The sequence below is a fragment of the Reyranella sp. genome (assembly GCF_965249915.1).
GTDB lineage: Bacteria > Pseudomonadota > Alphaproteobacteria > Reyranellales > Reyranellaceae > Reyranella.
The window spans coordinates 4,929,869-4,946,616 of record NZ_OZ252257.1; the positions used below are offsets into that span (position 1 = coordinate 4,929,869).

Here is a 16,748-nt window from a genome sequence, read left to right on the forward strand (position 1 = left end):
GTGAGGGGGCGACGCACCCCCTCACCTAACCTCTCCCCCAAGGGGGAGAGGAACATGAAAAGACGGGCGCCGATCACTTCACCGTCCCCTTGAGGAACGGCAGGATCGTCTCGTTCAGATCGCGCTCGGTGATGGGGCCGCGATAATGCCGGCGCACGATGCCGGCGCCGTCGATCAGGTAGGTCTCGGGCACGCCGCTCAGGCCCCAGTCGAGGCCGGTCTTGCCGTCGAGGTCGAGGCCCGCGAGCTTGAACGGATCGCCCAGCCGCTTCAGCCAGGGCAGCGCGTCGTCGCGCTTGTTCTTCCAGGCGATGCCCACGATCGTCGCGCCCTCGCGCTCGCTGAGCCGCGTGAACAGCGGATGCTCGGCCAGGCAGGGTGTGCACCAGCTCGCGAAGAAATTCACGATCACCGGCTTGCCGGTGCGCAGGTCGGCGTCGGTGAGCGACGGCTCGCCTGGGCGCAGCGCCGGCAGGTCGAGCTTCGGCGCCGGGCGGCCCACCACCACCGAGCCGATCGAGGCGGGGTCGCGGCCGCTGGTCAGCGACCAGGCGAAGAAGCCCGCCATCAGCGCGAGCGTCAGCAGCGGCAGGATGAAGAGGAGGCGGCGCATCTATTCGGCCGGCTGAAGCGCGGGCCGCCGCGACGGCGCGCCGATGCGCAGCCGGCGGTCCGACAGCGAGACGAAGCCGCCCAGCGCGCACAGCGCCGCGCCCAGCCAGATCCACGGCGCCAGCGGGTTGAGGTAGAGGCGGATCACCCAGCCCTGTTGCGGGCTGCCCTCGCCCAAGGTGGCGTAGAAGTCGCGCAGCAGGTTGGTCTGGATCGCCGTCTCGGCGACCTGTCGACGCTGCACGGTGAACAGCCGGCGCTCGGGCTGCAGCACCGTGTAGGGCTTGCCGCCGACGCTGACGTTCAAGGTCGCGCGCTCGGCGATGTAGTTGGGGCCGCGCACCTCGTCCATGCGCTCGAGCTGCACGTTGTAGCCCGCGAAGTCGATACGGTCGCCGGGCTTCATCGTGTGCATCAGCTCGGTGTTCCACGACGAGGTCGCGACCGAGCCCAGCACGACGACGCCGAGCGACGCGTGGCTGAACACCATGCCCAGGGTCGAGCGCGGGAGGGTGCGCAGGGTGCCGCTGCGCACGCGGTCGGTCAGAGACGCGAGGCTGCCGACGATCAGCCAGACGCCGAAGCCGAAGGCCAGCGCTGCGAGCGTCGAACGGCTGTCGATCATCGTCATCGCGACGACGATGGCGGCCAGCGACACCACGAGCGCCACGCGCAGGCGCATCAGCGCCGGCCAGAGTTCAGCGCGCTTCCAGCCGAGGAACGGGCCGACGCAGAGCGCGGCGAACAGCGGCGCGCAGAGCGGCACGAAGGTGGCATTGAAGAAGGGCGGGCCGACCGAGACCTTGTTGCCGGTCAGCAGGTCGAGGAACAGCGGATAGAGCGTGCCCAGCAGCACCGTGGCCGCCAGCGTGCACAGCAGCAGGTTGTTCAGGATCAGCGCGCCCTCGCGGCTGACCGGCTGGAACAGGCCGCCGCCCTGCAGCTGCGGCGCGCGCCAGGCATAGAGCGCCAGGCCGCCGCCGGTGACGAACAGCAGGAAGGCCAGGATGAACATGCCGCGCGCCGGATCCTGCGCGAAGGCATGCACCGAGGTGAGCACGCCCGAGCGCACCAGGAAGGTGCCGAGCAGCGACAGCGAGAAGGCGAGCAGCGCCAGCAGCACCGTCCAGCTTTTCAGCGCGTCGCGCTTCTCGACGACGATGGCGGAGTGCAGCAGCGCGGTGCCGGCCAGCCACGGCATCAGCGAGGCGTTCTCGACGGGATCCCAGAACCAGAAGCCGCCCCAGCCCAGGATGTAATAGGCCCACCACGAACCCAGCGCGATGCCCAGCGTCAGGAAGCACCAGGCCGCCAGCGCCCACGGCCGCACCCAGCGCGCCCAGGCGGCATCGACGCGACCTTCGAGCAGCGCGGCGACGGCGAAGGCATAGGTCACCGAGAAGCCGACATAGCCGAGGTAGAGCAGCGGCGGGTGAAAGGCGAGGCCGGGATCCTGCAGCAGCGGGTTGAGTCCGTTGCCGTCGGGCGGCGCCGGGAACACGCGCTGGAACGGGTTGGAGGTGAAGAGCAGGAAGGCCAGGAAGCCCACCCCGATCAGCGCCTGGATGGCCAGCACGCGGCTGCGCAACGTGTCGGGCAGGTTGTTGCCGAAGATCGCGACCGCCGCGCCGAACAGCGCGAGGATTAACGCCCACAGCAGCATCGAGCCTTCGTGGTTCCCCCACACGCCGCTGATCTTGTAGAGCAGCGGCTTGGCCGAATGCGAATTGTCGACGACGTTGAGGACGGAGAAGTCCGACGTGACATAGGCCTGCGTCAGCGCGCCGAACGCCAGCAGCACGAGGAACGCCTGCGTCAGCGCCGCCGTGCGACCGAGGGCCATCAGACGCAGGTCACCTCTGCTGGCGCCGATCAAGGGCAGCGTTCCCTGCACCAGCGCAACGGCCAGCGCGAGGATCAACGCGAAATGACCAAGCTCCGGTATCAAGACGCCCCCTCACCCAGCCTCTCCCCCTCACGGGGGAGAGGAGGAAGAAGGAGGCGCCTCTCCTCATGCTCCTCTCCCCCTTGGGGGAGAGGCTGGGTGAGGGGGTTCGCACCACCGGTCACTTCTTGTCTTTCCATTGACCTGACTCTTTGAGCGCCTTCGCGACTTCGGGAGGCATGTAATTCTCGTCATGCTTCGCGAGAATCTCGCGCGCCGTGAAGACGCCGTCGGGGCCGATCGAGCCCTCGGCGATCACGCCCTGACCCTCGCGGAACAGGTCGGGCAGGATGCCGCGATAGGTGACCTTCACCGTCTTGTGCGTGTCGGTGACGGTGAAGCGCACGGTCTGGCCGTCCTTCTGGACGCTGCCCTGCTCGACCAGGCCGCCCAGGCGGAAGCGGCGGTCGGGGCCGAGGCTCTTCTCGGCGACCTGGGTCGGCGAATAGAAGAAGACGAGGTTGTCGTTCAGTGCCGTGAGCACGAGCGCGGCGGCGACGCCGAGCGTTGTCAGCGATCCCAGCAGCAACCACAGACGGCGGCGCTTCGGTGTCATCGGCGCCGCTCCAGCCCGCGCGCCGCCAGCTCGCGCCGCACCCGCCGGCGCGCACCCAGCGAGGCGATCACCAGGCCGCCCAAGATGACGGCGGCGGCGAGATAGGCGCCCAGGATATAGACCGCGTGGTTGCTCATGCCGTGGCCTCGGCATTCTCGAGGCGGCGGCGGTCGATCTCGGTCTCGGTGCGCAGCAGCACCAGGTAGACGAACAGGAAGAGCAGCGAGACCGCCATCCAGAGCAGCGGCACCAGGATCGAATTGTGGATCGCCGGCGCGTCGAGCCGCGTGATGGAGGCCGGCTGGTGCAGCGTGTTCCACCAGTCGACCGAGAACTTGATGATCGGCAGGTTGATGACGCCGATCAGCGCCAGGATGGCGGCCGCGCGATCGCCGCGCTCGGGCGAATCGTAGGCACGGCTGAGCGCGATGTGGCCGAGATAGAGGAAGAACAGCAGCAGCATCGAGGTGAGCCGCGCGTCCCACACCCAGTAGGTGCCCCACATCGGCCGGCCCCACAGCGAGCCGGTGAGCAGGCACACCGCCGCGAAGCTGGCGCCCACCGGCGCCGCCGCGCGCGCCATCAGCGCCGCCAGCGGATGGCGCCACACCAGCAGCGAGGCGCCGAGCGCGGCCAGCAGCGCGTAGCCGGCCATCGACAGCCAGGCCGACGGCACGTGCAGGAACATGATTCGCACCGTCTTGCCCTGCTGGTAGTCCTCCGGCGCCACGAAGAAGGCCATGTAGAAGCCCACCGCGATCATCAGCACCGTGGCGAAGCCGAGGCCCGGCAGCACGCGCTGGCTGAAGCGGCGGAAACGCGCAGGATTGGCGAGAAAATGCAGGTCGGCCATCGGCCCCATCCTCCCTATTCGCCGGCTTGCCGCAAGGCTGCGGCAATCGCCCAAGGCGTCGTGGCCAGGGCGACCAATGCAAGAGCGGCGAGGATCGCGACATGTGTCACGATGCCGTCACCCGCCGCCAGCGTCTCGATCGCACCGGCGCCGAAGATCAGGGTCGGCACGCAGAGCGGCAGCGCGAGCAGCGCCAGCAGCGCGCCGGATTTGCGCGCGCCCAGCGTGAGGGCCGCCGCGAGCCCGCCGATCAACGACAAAGTGGGGGTCCCGACCAGCAGGGTCGCGCCCAGCGCTAGCAGGGCAGGCCCGTCGAGGCCGAAGGCGATGCCCAACACGGGCGCCAGCAGGCTGAGCGGCAGGCCGGTCACGATCCAGTGAGCCAGGCATTTGGCCAGCGCCGCCAGCTCGAGCGGCCACGGCGCCAGCAGCAGCAGGTCGAGCGTGCCGTCCTCGTAGTCGGCGGCGAACAGCCGCTCCAGCGACAGGAGCGCCGCGAACAAAGCGGCGCACCACAGGACGCCGGCGGCGATGCGTGCCAGCACGTTGGTCTCGGGGCCGATGCCCAGCGGGAACAGCACGGTCGCCACGACGAAGAAGGCCAGCACCACGCCGACATCGCCCGGCCGCCGCAGCACCAGGCGCAGGTCGCGCGCGAGAAGCGTCGTGAAGCCGCTCATCCTGCTCGACCTTCATATTCCTCTCCCCCGCCAGGAGGAGAGGTGTTTGATCTTGCCGGACTGAGTTCGAGCGAGCGTCCCTCGATGCCCAGCTCGGCATGGGTCGCGGCGATGGCGAGACCGCCGGCCGCAAGGTGGATCTGCAGCGCCGTCCGGAAGGCCGCCTGGGCCGGCGCGTCGAGCGCGTTCAGCGGCTCGTCGAGCAGCCAGAGCGGCGCCTGGGACAGCACCACCCGGGCCAGCGCCGTGCGCCGACGCTGGCCCGCCGACAGGGTGCGCACCTCCCGCACGGCCAGGCCCGCGAGATCGAAGGCAACCAGGGCGCCGTCCAGCCGGTCGCCGGCCTCGCCGCCGCGCAGCCGCTCCGCCACCAGAAGATTCTCGACCACCGTGAGATCGCCCTTCAGCCCCTCGAGATGGCCGAGCCAGGCCAGCCGGCCGCGCCAGGTTTCGGGGTCCTCGGCGACGTCGACGCCGCGCCAGGAGACCGTCCCGGCCGCGGGCGGCGTCAGCCCGGCCAGGGCGCGCAGCAGGCTGGTCTTGCCGCTGCCGTTGCGCCCGGTCAGCGCCAGCAGTTCGCCCGCGCCCAGCCCGAAGGACAGGCGGTCGAACACCAGCCGGCCGCCGCGGCGGCAGGACAGGCCGGTCACTTCGAGGAGCGGAGGCACCATGGGGCGCCCTCCTACCATGCGGGCGGGGGGGCCTGCCGCCCGCGGGCAAAGAAAAAGGCCGCCATCTCGGGGGAGGTGAGATGGCGGCCTGAGCGCCTCCGAGGAGGCTAGAACGTGGCTTTGGGGGGACCACGTTCGGGGGAGATACCCAACCTAAATGGAAGCCCGTCGTGACCGTCGCTAGGCCCAAATGGGGCAAAATCGGGGTATTTAGGCCTCGCCCCACGCAGTGGGGCGAGGCCGGCAGGCGACAGGGCCTGCAGGCGCGCAGCGACGAAGGCCCGAGAGCCTGCACCGTGCAGAATAGATAAGGATTTCAAGGATTTGAGGGTGTTTCGGCACCCTCATCCGTTCTGAGCCGTGCGGGCTCCCGGGCCTGATTACAGGCCCTGCCGCCCGCCGACCCTTACGCGTAGGCGCATGCGCCTACGCGTAAGGGTCAGCAGCGTCCCTCATCCCATCGCCCATGAACTGATACGCCAGGATCACGAGAATGACCGGCACCACCGGCAGCATCAGCCACCAGTTCACCGCCACCACATTGATGTCCGTCGCCTCGTTCAGCAGCACGCCCCACGACGTAATGGGAGGACGCAAACCGAGGCCGAGGAACGACAAAGCCGTCTCGGCCAGGATCATCGACGGGATCGACAGGGTGGCCGAGGCAATCAGGTGGCTCATGAAGCCCGGCAGCAGGTGGCGGCCGATGATGCGGGCGGGCTTGGCGCCCATCATCTGGGCCGCCGCCGCGTAATCCTCCTCGCGCAGCGACAGGAGCTTGGAGCGCACGGCGCGTCCCAGGCCCGGCCAGTCGAGCAGCGCCAGGATGATGGTGATGCCGAAATAGACCAGCAGCGGCGACCAGGTGACCGGCAGCGCCGCCGACAGGGCAAGCCACAGCGGAAGGTGCGGGAAGCTCTTGATGATCTCGGTCAGCCGCTGGACGACACTGTCGATCCAGCCGCCGTAATAGCCGGCCAGTCCGCCCAGGACCAAGGCCAGCGTGAAGGACAGCGCGATGCCGATGACGCCGATGGTGAGGGAGATTCGGGCGGCGTAGACGATGCGACTGAACATGTCCCTTCCCAATCGGTCGGTCCCGAGCAGGAAGAAGGTCCCGTCCTCCGGGGGGCAGACGAAATGGAAGCGGCCCTCGATCAGGCCCCAGAACTCGTAGCTCTCGCCCATGCAGAAGAAGCGGAGTTGCTGCGGCTTGCTCGTGTCGGCCGAGTAGACGCGCTGCAGGGTGGCCGGATCGCGCTCCATCTTCAGGCCGTAGACGAACGGCCCGAGGAAGGAGCCCTCATGGAACAGATGGACGCCTTGCGGCGCCGCGAAGATATAGCGCGAATGCCTGGTGTGCAGGTCGTAGGGCGCAATCCACTCGCTGATGATGGTCGAGAAATACATCAGCAGCAGGAAGATCATGGAGACGACGGCCGGCTTGTGGCGGCGGAAGCGCCACCACATCAGCTTCCACTGGCCCGCCATGTAGTAGCGTTCCTGCTCGGCGGTCAGCTTGTCGGCGACGTAGGGGTCCCACGTCTCCTTCGAGACGAAATGCGGCGCGCGTCGGGGGGCTTCGGGGGGGATGCCTGAGGGCGTCGTGTCGGTCATGGCACCCTCACTTTTCCGACGTTGCGCCGAAGCGGATGCGCGGATCGAGCGCGGCGAGCGCCAGATCGGAGATCAGCATGCCGATGACGGTGAGCACCGCCACGAACAGCAGGAAGGTGGCGGCGAGGTTGACGTCCTGGGTCTTGAGCGCGCTCAGCAGCATCGGGCCCGTGGTCGGCAGCGACAGCACCACCGAGACGATGACCGATCCCGAGATGACGTCGGGCAGCAGGCCGCCGATGTCGGCGACGAACGGGTTGATGGCGTGGCGAAGCGGATACTTCACCAGCAGCCTCATCGGCGGCAGGCCCTTGGCCCGGCCGGTGACGACATACTGCTTCTGCAGCTCGTCGAGCAGGTTGGCGCGCAGCCGCCGGATCATGCCGGCGGTGCCCGACATGCCGATCACGACGACCGGGATGATCAGGTGCTCCATCACCGACACGATCTTGCCCCAGCTCAGCGGCTTGTCGATGTACTCCGGGTCCATCAGGCCGCCGATCGACAGGCCGAAATAGACCTTGCCGACATAGAGCAGCACCAGCGCCAGCAGGAAGTTCGGGATCGACAGGCCGATGAAGCCGATGAACGAGGCGACATAGTCGCCCCATTTGTACTGATGGGTGGCGGCGTAGACGCCGATGACGAACGACACGACCCAGATGAAGACGATCGTGCAGGTTTCCATGATGATGGTGAGCATCATGCGTTCGCTGATCAGGTCGGCGACCGGCACCGTGTCCTGGCAGGACAGGCCGAAGTCCCAGCGGAAGATGCCGGCGACCCAATCCAGGTAGCGGTGCCACAGCGGAAGATTGAGGCCGTAGAGCTGGCGCAGCTCGTCGGCGCGCTGGTGGGCGTCGGGATCGCCGCGGGCCAGCAGTTCCTCGATCTGCGAGGTGACGCAGTCCCCGGGCGGCAGGTCGATGATGAAATAGACGAGGGCGCTGATCACGAACAGCGTCGGGATCATCAGCAGAACGCGGCGGGCAATGAAGTGCAGCATGTCAGACCACCTCTCGCCCGGCGAGTTGCCCGGCCGATCGCGAGACGCGCACGAAATGGCCCGGCTCGGCCTCGGTCCACAGGAGCGGCGTCTTGCCGTCGTCGCGGAACGGCTCGGGCCAGACGGTGGGATCGGACGCCTTGCCCTCCATCAGCGCGCCGAGGTCGAGGCGGGCGTCGGGATCGGGCATCGGCACCGCCGAAAGAAGGGCCTTGGTGTAGGGATGCATGGGATTCTTGAACAGCTCGCCCGCCGGCGCGAGTTCGACCAGGCGCCCGGCGCACATCACGGCGATGCGGTCGGCGATGTAGTCGACCACCGCGAGATTGTGGCTGATGAACAGGTAGGTGAGGCCGAGCTGCTTCTGCAGGTCCTTGAGCAGGTTCAGGATCTGCGCCTGGATCGACACGTCGAGTGCCGAGACCGGCTCGTCGCAGATCACCATGTCGGGCCGCAGCGCAAGCGCGCGCGCGATGCCGATTCGCTGGCGCTGGCCGCCGGAGAAGGAGTGCGGGTAGCGGCTCAGGTGCCGGCGGTCGAGGCCGACCATTTCCATCAGCTCGGCCACCATCTCGCGGCGATAGGCGTCGTCGCCGATGCCGTGGATGACCAGCGGCTCGACCAGGATGTCGTAGACCGTCATGCGCGGATTGAGCGAGCCGAACGGATCCTGGAAGATGAACTGCAGCTTGGTGCGGAAGCGGTTGAGCTCCGTGCCCTCGAGGCTCATCACGTCGATCTTGCGGCCCCAATCGTCGAAGATGACCCGGCCGCCCTGGCCGGCGTCGGCGGAGATGCCGCGCATCAGCATCTTGCTGAGCGTGGTCTTGCCGCAGCCCGATTCGCCCACGAGTCCCAGGCATTCGCCGCGCAGGACGTCGAAGCTCACGTCGTTGACGGCGCGGATGGTGCGGGTCGTGCCGCCGCCCATCAGCTGCTCCATCAGCGTGTCGGCCTTGCGGATCTGGAATGTCTTGGTGACGTGACGCACCTTGAGGACCGGCGCGTCGGGATTGAAGGTCGCCGTGGGCTTGGAGACCGGCTTCTCCTTCAGCAGATGGCCGGTCGTGCCCTTGATCTCGCGAATCGGCTGCAGCCGCTCGCCGGGCTTCATGTCGAAGCGCGGCACCGCATGCAGCAGCGCCTTCAGGTAGGGATGCTGAGGATCGCGGAAGATGTCGTGCAGGTCGCCCGATTCGACGACCTTGCCGCGATACATCACGACCACGTCGTCGGCGACGTTGGCGACCACCCCGAGATCGTGGGTGATCATCAGGAGCGCCATCCCAAGTTCCTTCTGCAGGTCCTTGATGAGGCGCAGGATCTGGGCCTGGATGGTGACGTCGAGCGCGGTCGTCGGCTCGTCGGCAATCAGCAGCGCCGGCCGGCAGACCAGCGCCATGGCGATCATCGCACGCTGGCGCAGACCGCCCGACAGTTCGAAGGGATAGGTTCGCAGCGCCCGCTTGGGATCGGGGAAGCCCACCATGCGCAGCATGTCGGTGGTGAGCCCGTCGATCTCGGCGCGGCTGAGCTTGCGGCCGCCTTCGCCGCCCTTGCCGCCCAGCGGACCGCCGGGCTGCGCGCCATGCAGTTCGACGGCCTCGCCGATCTGGTCGCCCACCGTGTGGAGGGCCGACAGCGAGGTCATCGGTTCCTGGAAGATGATCGAGATCTGGCCGCCGCGGATGCGCCGCATCTCAGGCCCGGTGCGGTCGATGCGGGCGATGTCGACGACGCCCTGGTTGACGCGCGGATCCTGGAACAGGATGGAGCCGGAGGCGATCTTCGCCGTGCGCGGCAGCAGGCCCATGATCGCCTGGCTGCAGACCGACTTGCCCGAGCCCGACTCGCCCACCAGCGCCACCGTGCCACCGGGCGGAATGGAGAAGGAGACCTTGTCGACGGCGCGCAGCACGCCCTCGTGGACGCCGAACTCGACCGTCAGATCCTCGACCCGCAGCAGATCCTTCATACCGTCTCTTCCTGATCCGCCACCACGATACCCATGGACCTCAAGTTTGCGCGCGTTGCGTCGCCCAGCGCCACCCCCGTCGCTTCGGCAGCTTGGGCGGCCTGCGCGACGATATCGTGAAAGCCCTCGAGCGAGGAATCGACCTTCACCGGCCTGCCGCCGCTCGAGCCGACCGCGAGCTGCATCCAACCGTCCGACCGGTCGCGCTTGGTCGAGAAGTAGCTGAGCTTCATCCTGTCCAGCCGATTCCAGTCCACTACGGCCCCCGCCGGACCCTCGGCCCGCAGCGAAAGCGGGCTCAAAACGTAACGCGTCCGGTGGCGCAGTGCCGTGCGTAGCAGAAAGAGGGCGAAGAGTCCGAACCCTGCAAGCAAGAGGGCGCCCAGCCAGCGGTTGACGTCGAGCAGCAGCAGCGGCGCTGCGCAGAGCACCACGCCGGCCGCGGCGCGCAGATAATCCGCCACCAGCGTCTGCTGCGGATAGCGCAGCTCGACGGAATTCAACTGCGCCCTCCCTCGACCGGCATCATGGGCCGAACAGCGCGCGCGCCGGACGCACGCGGATGTTCTCCAGCATTTTCATTCTTTCCCACAATGAGCTTAGGAAATCCCACGCCCCGGCGTCCATCGCAAGATGATGGCTGAGAAGGCCGACCGGCTCGCCGCCGCCGGCGCGCGCCTGGGCCAGCGCCGCCACGAGGCCCGTGAGCGTGGCTTGTTCGCCCGCGAACACGCGGCCGCCCTTCCAGTCGATGAGGTCGACATGGGTATTGACCTGCAACAGGCCGCGCACCGGATGGACGCGCGCACGCGGGCCGAAGGTCGAGAGCCCGCGATAGCCGATCTCCGGCAGCGTCGGCACGAGCACGGGCGCAATACGGTTCCAGGGCGGGACCATGACGGCGAGCGCGCGCGGTCCGAACAGGCTCTCCAGCGCCATCCATCCGGTCGCGAGCTCGCCCAGGGTCATCATGGCCGGACGCTGCACGCCGAGCTCGATCTTCTTTTCCGACCCGAACGCATGGTTGGCATGGGCATAGCCGTGCTGCAGCACGTCGACGTCCGGCTCATCGGCAAGGCGGGCTGCCAGTGCCGGAGTGGCCTGGGCCGGCACCACCGCGAGCGCGAGCGGCGTTTGCGTGTCGCGAACGAGGGTGACGAGGCGATCGAGCGAAGGCGTGGCATCGATGGCGTCGTCGTCGCGCCACCAGAGCTCGGCCGTACGGCCCGCATCGCGCCAGCGCGCGGCCTCGTCGGCAAGCGCCTGCCAACCGCTCATGGGGCCACCATCTGTTTCAGCGCCGCGACCGTGGCGGCCGCTCCGCGCGCATCGACCGGCGGGAAGCTGCGGATCGAAGGTCCCGCCCAGGCTCGTGCGATGGCCGCTGCAAGGGTCTCGGGCGTGAGATCTCCAGGCGCCACGGAAGCCACCATGCCCCGCTCGACCAAAACCCGGGCGCGGTCCGCCTGCTCGGTCTCGCGCGCCGTTCCGAACGGCACCAGCACGGCACGGTCGCCATGGCACAGCGTCTCGACCACGGTGTTGTATCCCGCCTGCGAGATCGACAGCGCCGCGTTGCGCAGCAGCGACGGGAAGTCGGCGCGCACCGGCTCGACGATGATGTCCCCCTCCGCCGACGCCGCGAGCGCCGCGCGCTCCGCGTCGGGCATGTTCGGTCCGACGAGCAGGCGCCATCTGCGGTCGGCCAGTGCCGTCAGGGGGCGGGCGGCAAGGGCGGCCTGCAGCAGAGGCGCACCGACGGCACCGCCGCCGGCCGAGACGATCACCTCGCCCTTGCCGACGGCAAGGTCCGCAACGGCGGCAGGGTCGCAGTCGGAAACGTAGCCCGTGTAGAGCGCGCGGGCCTGGATGTCGGCCCAGGCGGGGAAACTGTCGTCGAGCCGCACCAGCGCCGGATCGGCATGGACCAGCACGGCGTCGAAGGCTTCGAAGGTCTGAACCATCTCGTCCACGCGCGCCGGCGAGGCGGTGCGGCGCAGCACGTCGCGAATCGACGAGACGATCCACGGCGCGGAAGGCCGGTCCTGGGCCGCCTCGAGCAACGGCAGCAGCTCGAAGCGAAGCTGGGTGCGGCCGAAGGGAAACTGCTCGGTGAGCAGGATGTCGGGCGCCTCGGACTCGAACAGGTCGAGCAGTTGCCGCGTACGCCTCTCGCGAAACGCCTCGTCGAGCGGCGAACCGTCGAGCCGTGCCAGCTCCTTCAGCCTCGCATCGGCGGCACGCACCGGCGGCAGTTGATGAAGCCGCGCCCCGCCGAGCGCCAGCCCATCGACCGGCGCGCCGCCCGAAACCAGCAGGACATCGAAGCCACCGGCCGCCAGCGCGCGCGCCAGGGTCGCGGCGCGTCGCAGATGGCCGATGCCCAGCAGGTGCTGCACATAGAAGAAGACGCGCGCGGTCATGGCGTGAGCGGCACGTTGAGGCGCTCGACCGTCACGCGTCCCTCGTCCTGCGCGACGAAGAAATGGGCGCACTTCCAGTCGAGCTTGTGCGGCGGCCGCCCCAGCATGTTCCAGCCGGTGGCCAGCGCCAGCAGCGCGCGGATCGCGGCCTTGTGCGACACCGCGACCACGGGCTCCGTCAGCGTCGAACTCCAGTGCGACAGGCGGGTCATGGTCATGCGCGGCGATTCCCCGCCCGGCGGATGGAAGTCGAGGCCGGCCGCTTCGGCTGCCGCGAAGGCCTCGCCGCCTGTGGCGCGCAGCGCCGCCACCGTGAACCCCTCCCAGACGCCGAAGCTCATCTCGCGCAACCGCGAATCGATGGTGACGGGTACCGACGGGCGCACGAGTTCGGCGGTGCGCCGGGCCCGCTGCAGCGGGCTGCTCACCCGCTTCCAGCCGTCGGCCGGCGCGGGCAGACGCCAGCTCCGGGCCGCCCTCTCTCCTTCGGGGCTGAGACAGGTATCGGTGAGGCCCTGCAGCCGACCATCGGCATTCCAGACGGTCGGGGCGTGGCGCAGCAGCGCGAAGGGCACCGCCCTCATCTCTTGGCGCCCGGCAGGGTCGCCAGCGCCGCTGCCAGCGCGTGCGCGGCGGCACGCTCGTCGTGATGCGCGGCCACCCGCCGGGCGGCGGCGGCGCCAAGACGGGCGCGTTCCGCGGGCTCGTCCAGCAAGCGCGCCACGGCCGCGGCAAAGGACGCCGCATCGCCGATCGGGGTCAGCAATCCCGTGACACGGTCGGCCACGACCGCGGGGACGCCGCCGGTGCGGCCGGCGACCACGGGCAAGCCGGCCGCCTGGGCTTCGAGAAAGGCCATGCCGTAGGCTTCGTTGATCGCAGGCCAAAGGTAAAGGTCCGCGGTCGCGTAGAGTGAAGGCAGCTCGCCATGCGGCACGGCGCCGGCGAAGCGCACGCGCGAACCGAAGGGCGCCATCAACGCCTCGATTTCGGCGCGGGCGGGACCGTCGCCCACCAGCAGGGCGCGCCACTCTTTGTCCTCCAGCAGGGCGAAGGCGCGGGCCAGAACGCGATAGGACTCGAGCTTGTCGCGCGTGCGCATCATGCCGACGCTGAGCAGCAGGGGCGGCTGGCCGGGGTCACGCCGCGGCGGTACCTGGAAGGGCGCGACATCGATGAACGGGGGCAGCCAGAGCTGGCGGGCGCCCGGCCGCAGCCGCGCCTTCACGCCCGCCCTGTCGCGCGGATTGACCGTCAGCACGAGGTCGGCCGCCGCCAGTGCCCGCTCGACGGCGCGATGGCCGGCCCGTGTCGGACCCTGCGCACGGCGCGGCGCATGCGAGGCCTCGACGATCACGTAGGGGATGCCCAGCGCCTGCGTCACCGCCGGTCCCAGCCAGTCGGGCTTGCGATAGTAGCAGTGGTAGGTGAACCACAGATCGAACCGCTCCGGATGCTGCGCGGGCAGCGCCCGCCAGCGCGCGATCAGCCGCGCCGCCTGGGCACGCGCGCGCCGCTCCAGCGCCAGGTGGGCGGCAAACGGCGGCACACCGGGCGCGACACGGCTCGCTTGCGGCATCGCGACCGCGTGACCGAGGCGTTCGAGCAGGCGAACCAGCCCGCGCGCCATCTCGCGATCGCCGGACGGTATGGGACTGTCGGGCGCCTTCAGCGGCGTATGCAGCAGGACCCGCACGGCTAGTCCGCGGCGCGGGCGCCGACGGCGCTCTCGCCGGTTCGGCCCTGCAGGGCCGAGGCGATCCATTCGACGCCGGCTTCGTAGGAGAAGCGCGTGCGGACGACCTCGCCCGCGCGCTCTGCCAGCCTCTGCCGCAGCGCCGGGTCGGCGATCATGCGAGCGAGTGCAAGACCCAGTTCCCGCGGGGCCGCGGGCGGCACCAGCAGACCGGTCTCGCCGTCCTCGACGAACTCCCCGATGGCCGCGGCCTTGGTCGACACAAGGGGCAGGCCCTGATGGGCGGCCTCCATCAGGACGTTCGGCAGCCCATCCTGATCGCCGTCGGCGGCTCTCTTGCTCGCCAGCACGAACAGATCGGCGCGGGCCAGCGCCGCGAACACCGCCTTCTGCGGCTGGGCGCCCTGCCAGAGGCAGCGATCGGCGAGGCCGAGCGTGGCGGCCTGCGCCTTCAGCGCCTCGGAAAGGTCGCCCGCCCCGACATGTTCGAAGCGCCAGTGCAGGGTCGGCGGCAGCGATGCCAGCGCATTCAGGAGATCCTCATAGCCCTTCTTCTCGACCTTGCGGCCGACCGACAGGATCACGACGGGGTCCGCCGGATCCGAGCCGTCGCGCGGCGGCCGCGAGGGCGGCGGCGGCGGCAGGTGGGCGAAGTCGAGCCCGTGATAGACCAGCCGCAGCTTCGCCGGGTTCGGCGCCAACTCCTGAAGGCGCTGCAGGCCGACCCTGGTGCAGGTCACCAGCCAGGCGCAGTCCTCGAGCTTTTCGCGCACGTCCCAGGACTCGCTGGTCCAGATGTCCTTGGCATGGGCCGAGACACTCCACGGCAGGCCGCGCAGGATCGCGGCGTAGCGCGTCACCGAGGCGGGCGTGTGCAGGAAATGCGCATAGAGCCGCTCGATCGTGTCGGGCAGCTCGGCCGCCAGCACGAGCGCCTGGCCCCAGCGCCGCACGCGATGAGCGGTAGGATCGCGCCGGAAGTCGGCGAGGAACCGGGCCCGCGCCGCGGCAAATCCCGGCAAACGGCGGGCCTTGAGCCAGGCCGCGAACACGCGCCGCGGATCGTCCTTCAGGTATTCGGGAAGATAGACGCAGCGCGCCGCGACGCGATCATGGACGGGATGGCGGGCCTTGTCGGTCGGGCGGCGCATCGACCACAGTTCGAGCGCCACGCCGCGCGCTTCGAGGCCGGCGATCTCCTGGGCAATGAAAGTCTCGGACAGGCGCGGCCAGCCCTTCAGGACGACCGCGACTTTGGGCCCGTTCGCTGCTTTCGACATCGGCTCCGGAAATCAGGTGCGGTGGCGTCCCGGCAAGGGGACCGGGTCCGCCGAGGCGAGTTCGCCCCCCATATGAGCGCCGGCTGCATCCGCCATCTCGAGCGAGGCCGGCCCGCGGTGGGGATGGGAGAGCTGCTTGGAAACGAGCCGCCAGACGCTGCCCAGCCCGTCGAGCAGACCCGGCACCACGACGTCGCTGGGCAGGCCCTGCTGCGGCAGGTGGCGCAGCGCCGTGGCCATCGCCTGCGGGTCGCGCCCGCGATTGGGATCCAGCATCTCGAGCAGGCCGATGTTGCGGGCCGCGCGCGCGCGGATGAACTGCTCGAGGCGCGGATGGGTGCGCGGCACGATGATCGCGCGCTTGTCGAACGACAGGATCTCGCAGAACGTGTTGTAGCCGCCCATGGCGACGACGCCGGCGGCACGCTGCATCAGGGCGCCGAGATTGTTGGTGAAGGTGAGCGTCTGGATGTTCGGGAACTTCGCGGCGCGCTCCTTGAAGGCCTCGCGCGCCGTGGCCGGCATGAACGGCCCAAACACGATGACCGCCCCGTAGGGAATATTGGGGTCGGACTCGTAGGCCGCGAGCACCCAGTCGACCAGCTCGACACCGTCGCCGCCGCCGCCTGGCGTCACCAGGATGAAGGGCCCGTGCATCTCCTCCATCTCATGCGGCACGTCGCTGTGCAGGGGCAATTCGCGCCGCAGGTAGCCGGTATAGACCATCTTGTGGCGCACCGACGGCGGCACGTCGATGCCGGTCAGCGGCTTGTTGATCTGGGGCAGGCCATAGACCCAGATCTCGTCATAGAGGTCGCGCAACGCGGGCACGACGTTCTTGCGCTCCCACTCCTTGGCGAGCTGGGCGGGATCGTCCATCACGTCGCGCAGGCCGAGAACCAGTGGCGTGCCGCGCTCCTTGAGCAGTCGAAGCGCGGGTCCGACCTCGCCGCGCAGGCCGAGCGGCTCCTTGTCGACGATGAACAGGTCGGGGCGGAAAATGTCGGCGGTGTCGCGGATGATGCGGGTGCGCATCTCGAGCGTATGCTCGACGTTCATGCGCAGGTTCGCCGAATCGTATTCGCCGGTCTCGATCTTCACGACGCCGGGGATGCGCACGAAGTCGACGCCGGAGCGAAACTCATAGGAGCCGACCACCGGCGAGCCGGACAGGATCAGCACCGATACCGACTGGTCGGCCTCGACGATGGCATTGGCGATCGTACGGCAGCGGCTCACATGGCCAAGACCGAACGAGTCGTGGCTGTAGAGCAATACGCGTTTGGACCGGGTGCTGGCGGGCATTGGCCTCTCCCTCGCCGAAGCCTCTGCCCCGACCGGTGAACGACGGGGAGACTATGCCACAAGCCGCGCGTGCCGCGAACCCCGGTGCGGCAACCCGGCAAATATCTAATGTAATCAAGGCACTGATCG

17 protein-coding genes are annotated in these 16,748 nt (G+C 69.2%); all 17 read right to left on the reverse strand.

Going from position 1 to position 16,748, the window contains the following annotated elements:
- Positions 1–73: 73 nt before the first annotated feature.
- The gene (locus ACP15H_RS24275; RefSeq protein ID WP_425068697.1) at positions 74–613 is read right to left on the reverse strand and encodes a DsbE family thiol:disulfide interchange protein; all 540 of its coding nucleotides are present in this window, start codon (positions 611–613) and stop codon (positions 74–76) included.
- Positions 614–2,560 (reverse strand): heme lyase CcmF/NrfE family subunit, encoded by a 1,947-nt coding sequence (locus ACP15H_RS24280; RefSeq protein WP_425068698.1) that lies wholly within the window; start codon positions 2,558–2,560, stop codon positions 614–616. It abuts the gene before it with no gap.
- Positions 2,561–2,678: 118 nt separating this feature from the next.
- Positions 2,679–3,113, reverse strand: a complete 435-nt coding sequence (ccmE, locus tag ACP15H_RS24285; RefSeq protein ID WP_425068699.1) for a cytochrome c maturation protein CcmE — start codon at positions 3,111–3,113, stop codon at positions 2,679–2,681.
- A complete protein-coding gene (gene ccmD, locus ACP15H_RS24290; RefSeq protein ID WP_425068700.1) occupies positions 3,110–3,250 on the reverse strand; it encodes a heme exporter protein CcmD in 141 nt (46 codons plus the stop codon). The genes ccmE and ccmD overlap by 4 nt, the downstream gene beginning before the upstream one ends.
- Positions 3,247–3,966, reverse strand: coding sequence for a heme ABC transporter permease CcmC (ccmC, locus tag ACP15H_RS24295; RefSeq protein WP_425068701.1), 720 nt, complete (start codon positions 3,964–3,966; stop codon positions 3,247–3,249). Before ccmC ends, ccmD begins: the two co-directional genes overlap by 4 nt.
- A gap of 14 nt (positions 3,967–3,980) precedes the next feature.
- Positions 3,981–4,646, reverse strand: a complete 666-nt coding sequence (ccmB, locus tag ACP15H_RS24300; RefSeq protein ID WP_425068702.1) for a heme exporter protein CcmB — start codon at positions 4,644–4,646, stop codon at positions 3,981–3,983.
- Entirely contained in the window at positions 4,643–5,317 is a 675-nt protein-coding gene (gene ccmA / locus ACP15H_RS24305) for a cytochrome c biogenesis heme-transporting ATPase CcmA (protein ID WP_425068703.1), read from the reverse strand. The genes ccmB and ccmA overlap by 4 nt, the downstream gene beginning before the upstream one ends.
- 426 nt (positions 5,318–5,743) lie before the next feature.
- Positions 5,744–6,934, reverse strand: a complete 1,191-nt coding sequence (locus tag ACP15H_RS24310; RefSeq protein ID WP_425068704.1) for an ABC transporter permease — start codon at positions 6,932–6,934, stop codon at positions 5,744–5,746.
- A 7-nt stretch (positions 6,935–6,941) separates the two neighbouring features.
- Complete coding sequence (locus tag ACP15H_RS24315) at positions 6,942–7,940, reverse strand: ABC transporter permease (RefSeq protein WP_425068705.1); 999 nt, start codon at positions 7,938–7,940, stop codon at positions 6,942–6,944.
- A gap of 1 nt (position 7,941) precedes the next feature.
- On the reverse strand, positions 7,942–9,915 hold the full coding sequence (locus ACP15H_RS24320) for a dipeptide ABC transporter ATP-binding protein (protein ID WP_425068706.1): 1,974 nt from the start codon (positions 9,913–9,915) through the stop codon (positions 7,942–7,944).
- Complete coding sequence (locus tag ACP15H_RS24325; RefSeq protein WP_425068707.1) at positions 9,912–10,418, reverse strand: hypothetical protein; 507 nt, start codon at positions 10,416–10,418, stop codon at positions 9,912–9,914. The genes ACP15H_RS24320 and ACP15H_RS24325 overlap by 4 nt, the downstream gene beginning before the upstream one ends.
- A 22-nt stretch (positions 10,419–10,440) precedes the next feature.
- On the reverse strand, positions 10,441–11,193 hold the full coding sequence (locus ACP15H_RS24330; RefSeq protein ID WP_425068708.1) for a polysaccharide deacetylase family protein: 753 nt from the start codon (positions 11,191–11,193) through the stop codon (positions 10,441–10,443).
- Positions 11,190–12,338, reverse strand: coding sequence for a glycosyltransferase family protein (locus tag ACP15H_RS24335; RefSeq protein WP_425068709.1), 1,149 nt, complete (start codon positions 12,336–12,338; stop codon positions 11,190–11,192). Before ACP15H_RS24335 ends, ACP15H_RS24330 begins: the two co-directional genes overlap by 4 nt.
- Positions 12,335–12,922: a histidine phosphatase family protein gene (locus ACP15H_RS24340; protein ID WP_425068710.1), complete on the reverse strand. Its 588-nt coding sequence runs from the start codon at positions 12,920–12,922 to the stop codon at positions 12,335–12,337. The genes ACP15H_RS24335 and ACP15H_RS24340 overlap by 4 nt, the downstream gene beginning before the upstream one ends.
- The gene (locus ACP15H_RS24345) at positions 12,919–14,034 is read right to left on the reverse strand and encodes a glycosyltransferase family 4 protein (protein ID WP_425068711.1); all 1,116 of its coding nucleotides are present in this window, start codon (positions 14,032–14,034) and stop codon (positions 12,919–12,921) included. The genes ACP15H_RS24340 and ACP15H_RS24345 overlap by 4 nt, the downstream gene beginning before the upstream one ends.
- 2 nt (positions 14,035–14,036) lie before the next feature.
- On the reverse strand, positions 14,037–15,314 hold the full coding sequence (locus tag ACP15H_RS24350; RefSeq protein ID WP_425068712.1) for a glycosyltransferase family 4 protein: 1,278 nt from the start codon (positions 15,312–15,314) through the stop codon (positions 14,037–14,039).
- 12 nt (positions 15,315–15,326) lie between these two features.
- Positions 15,327–16,619 (reverse strand): glycosyltransferase family protein, encoded by a 1,293-nt coding sequence (locus tag ACP15H_RS24355; RefSeq protein ID WP_425068713.1) that lies wholly within the window; start codon positions 16,617–16,619, stop codon positions 15,327–15,329.
- Positions 16,620–16,748: the final 129 nt, after the last annotated feature.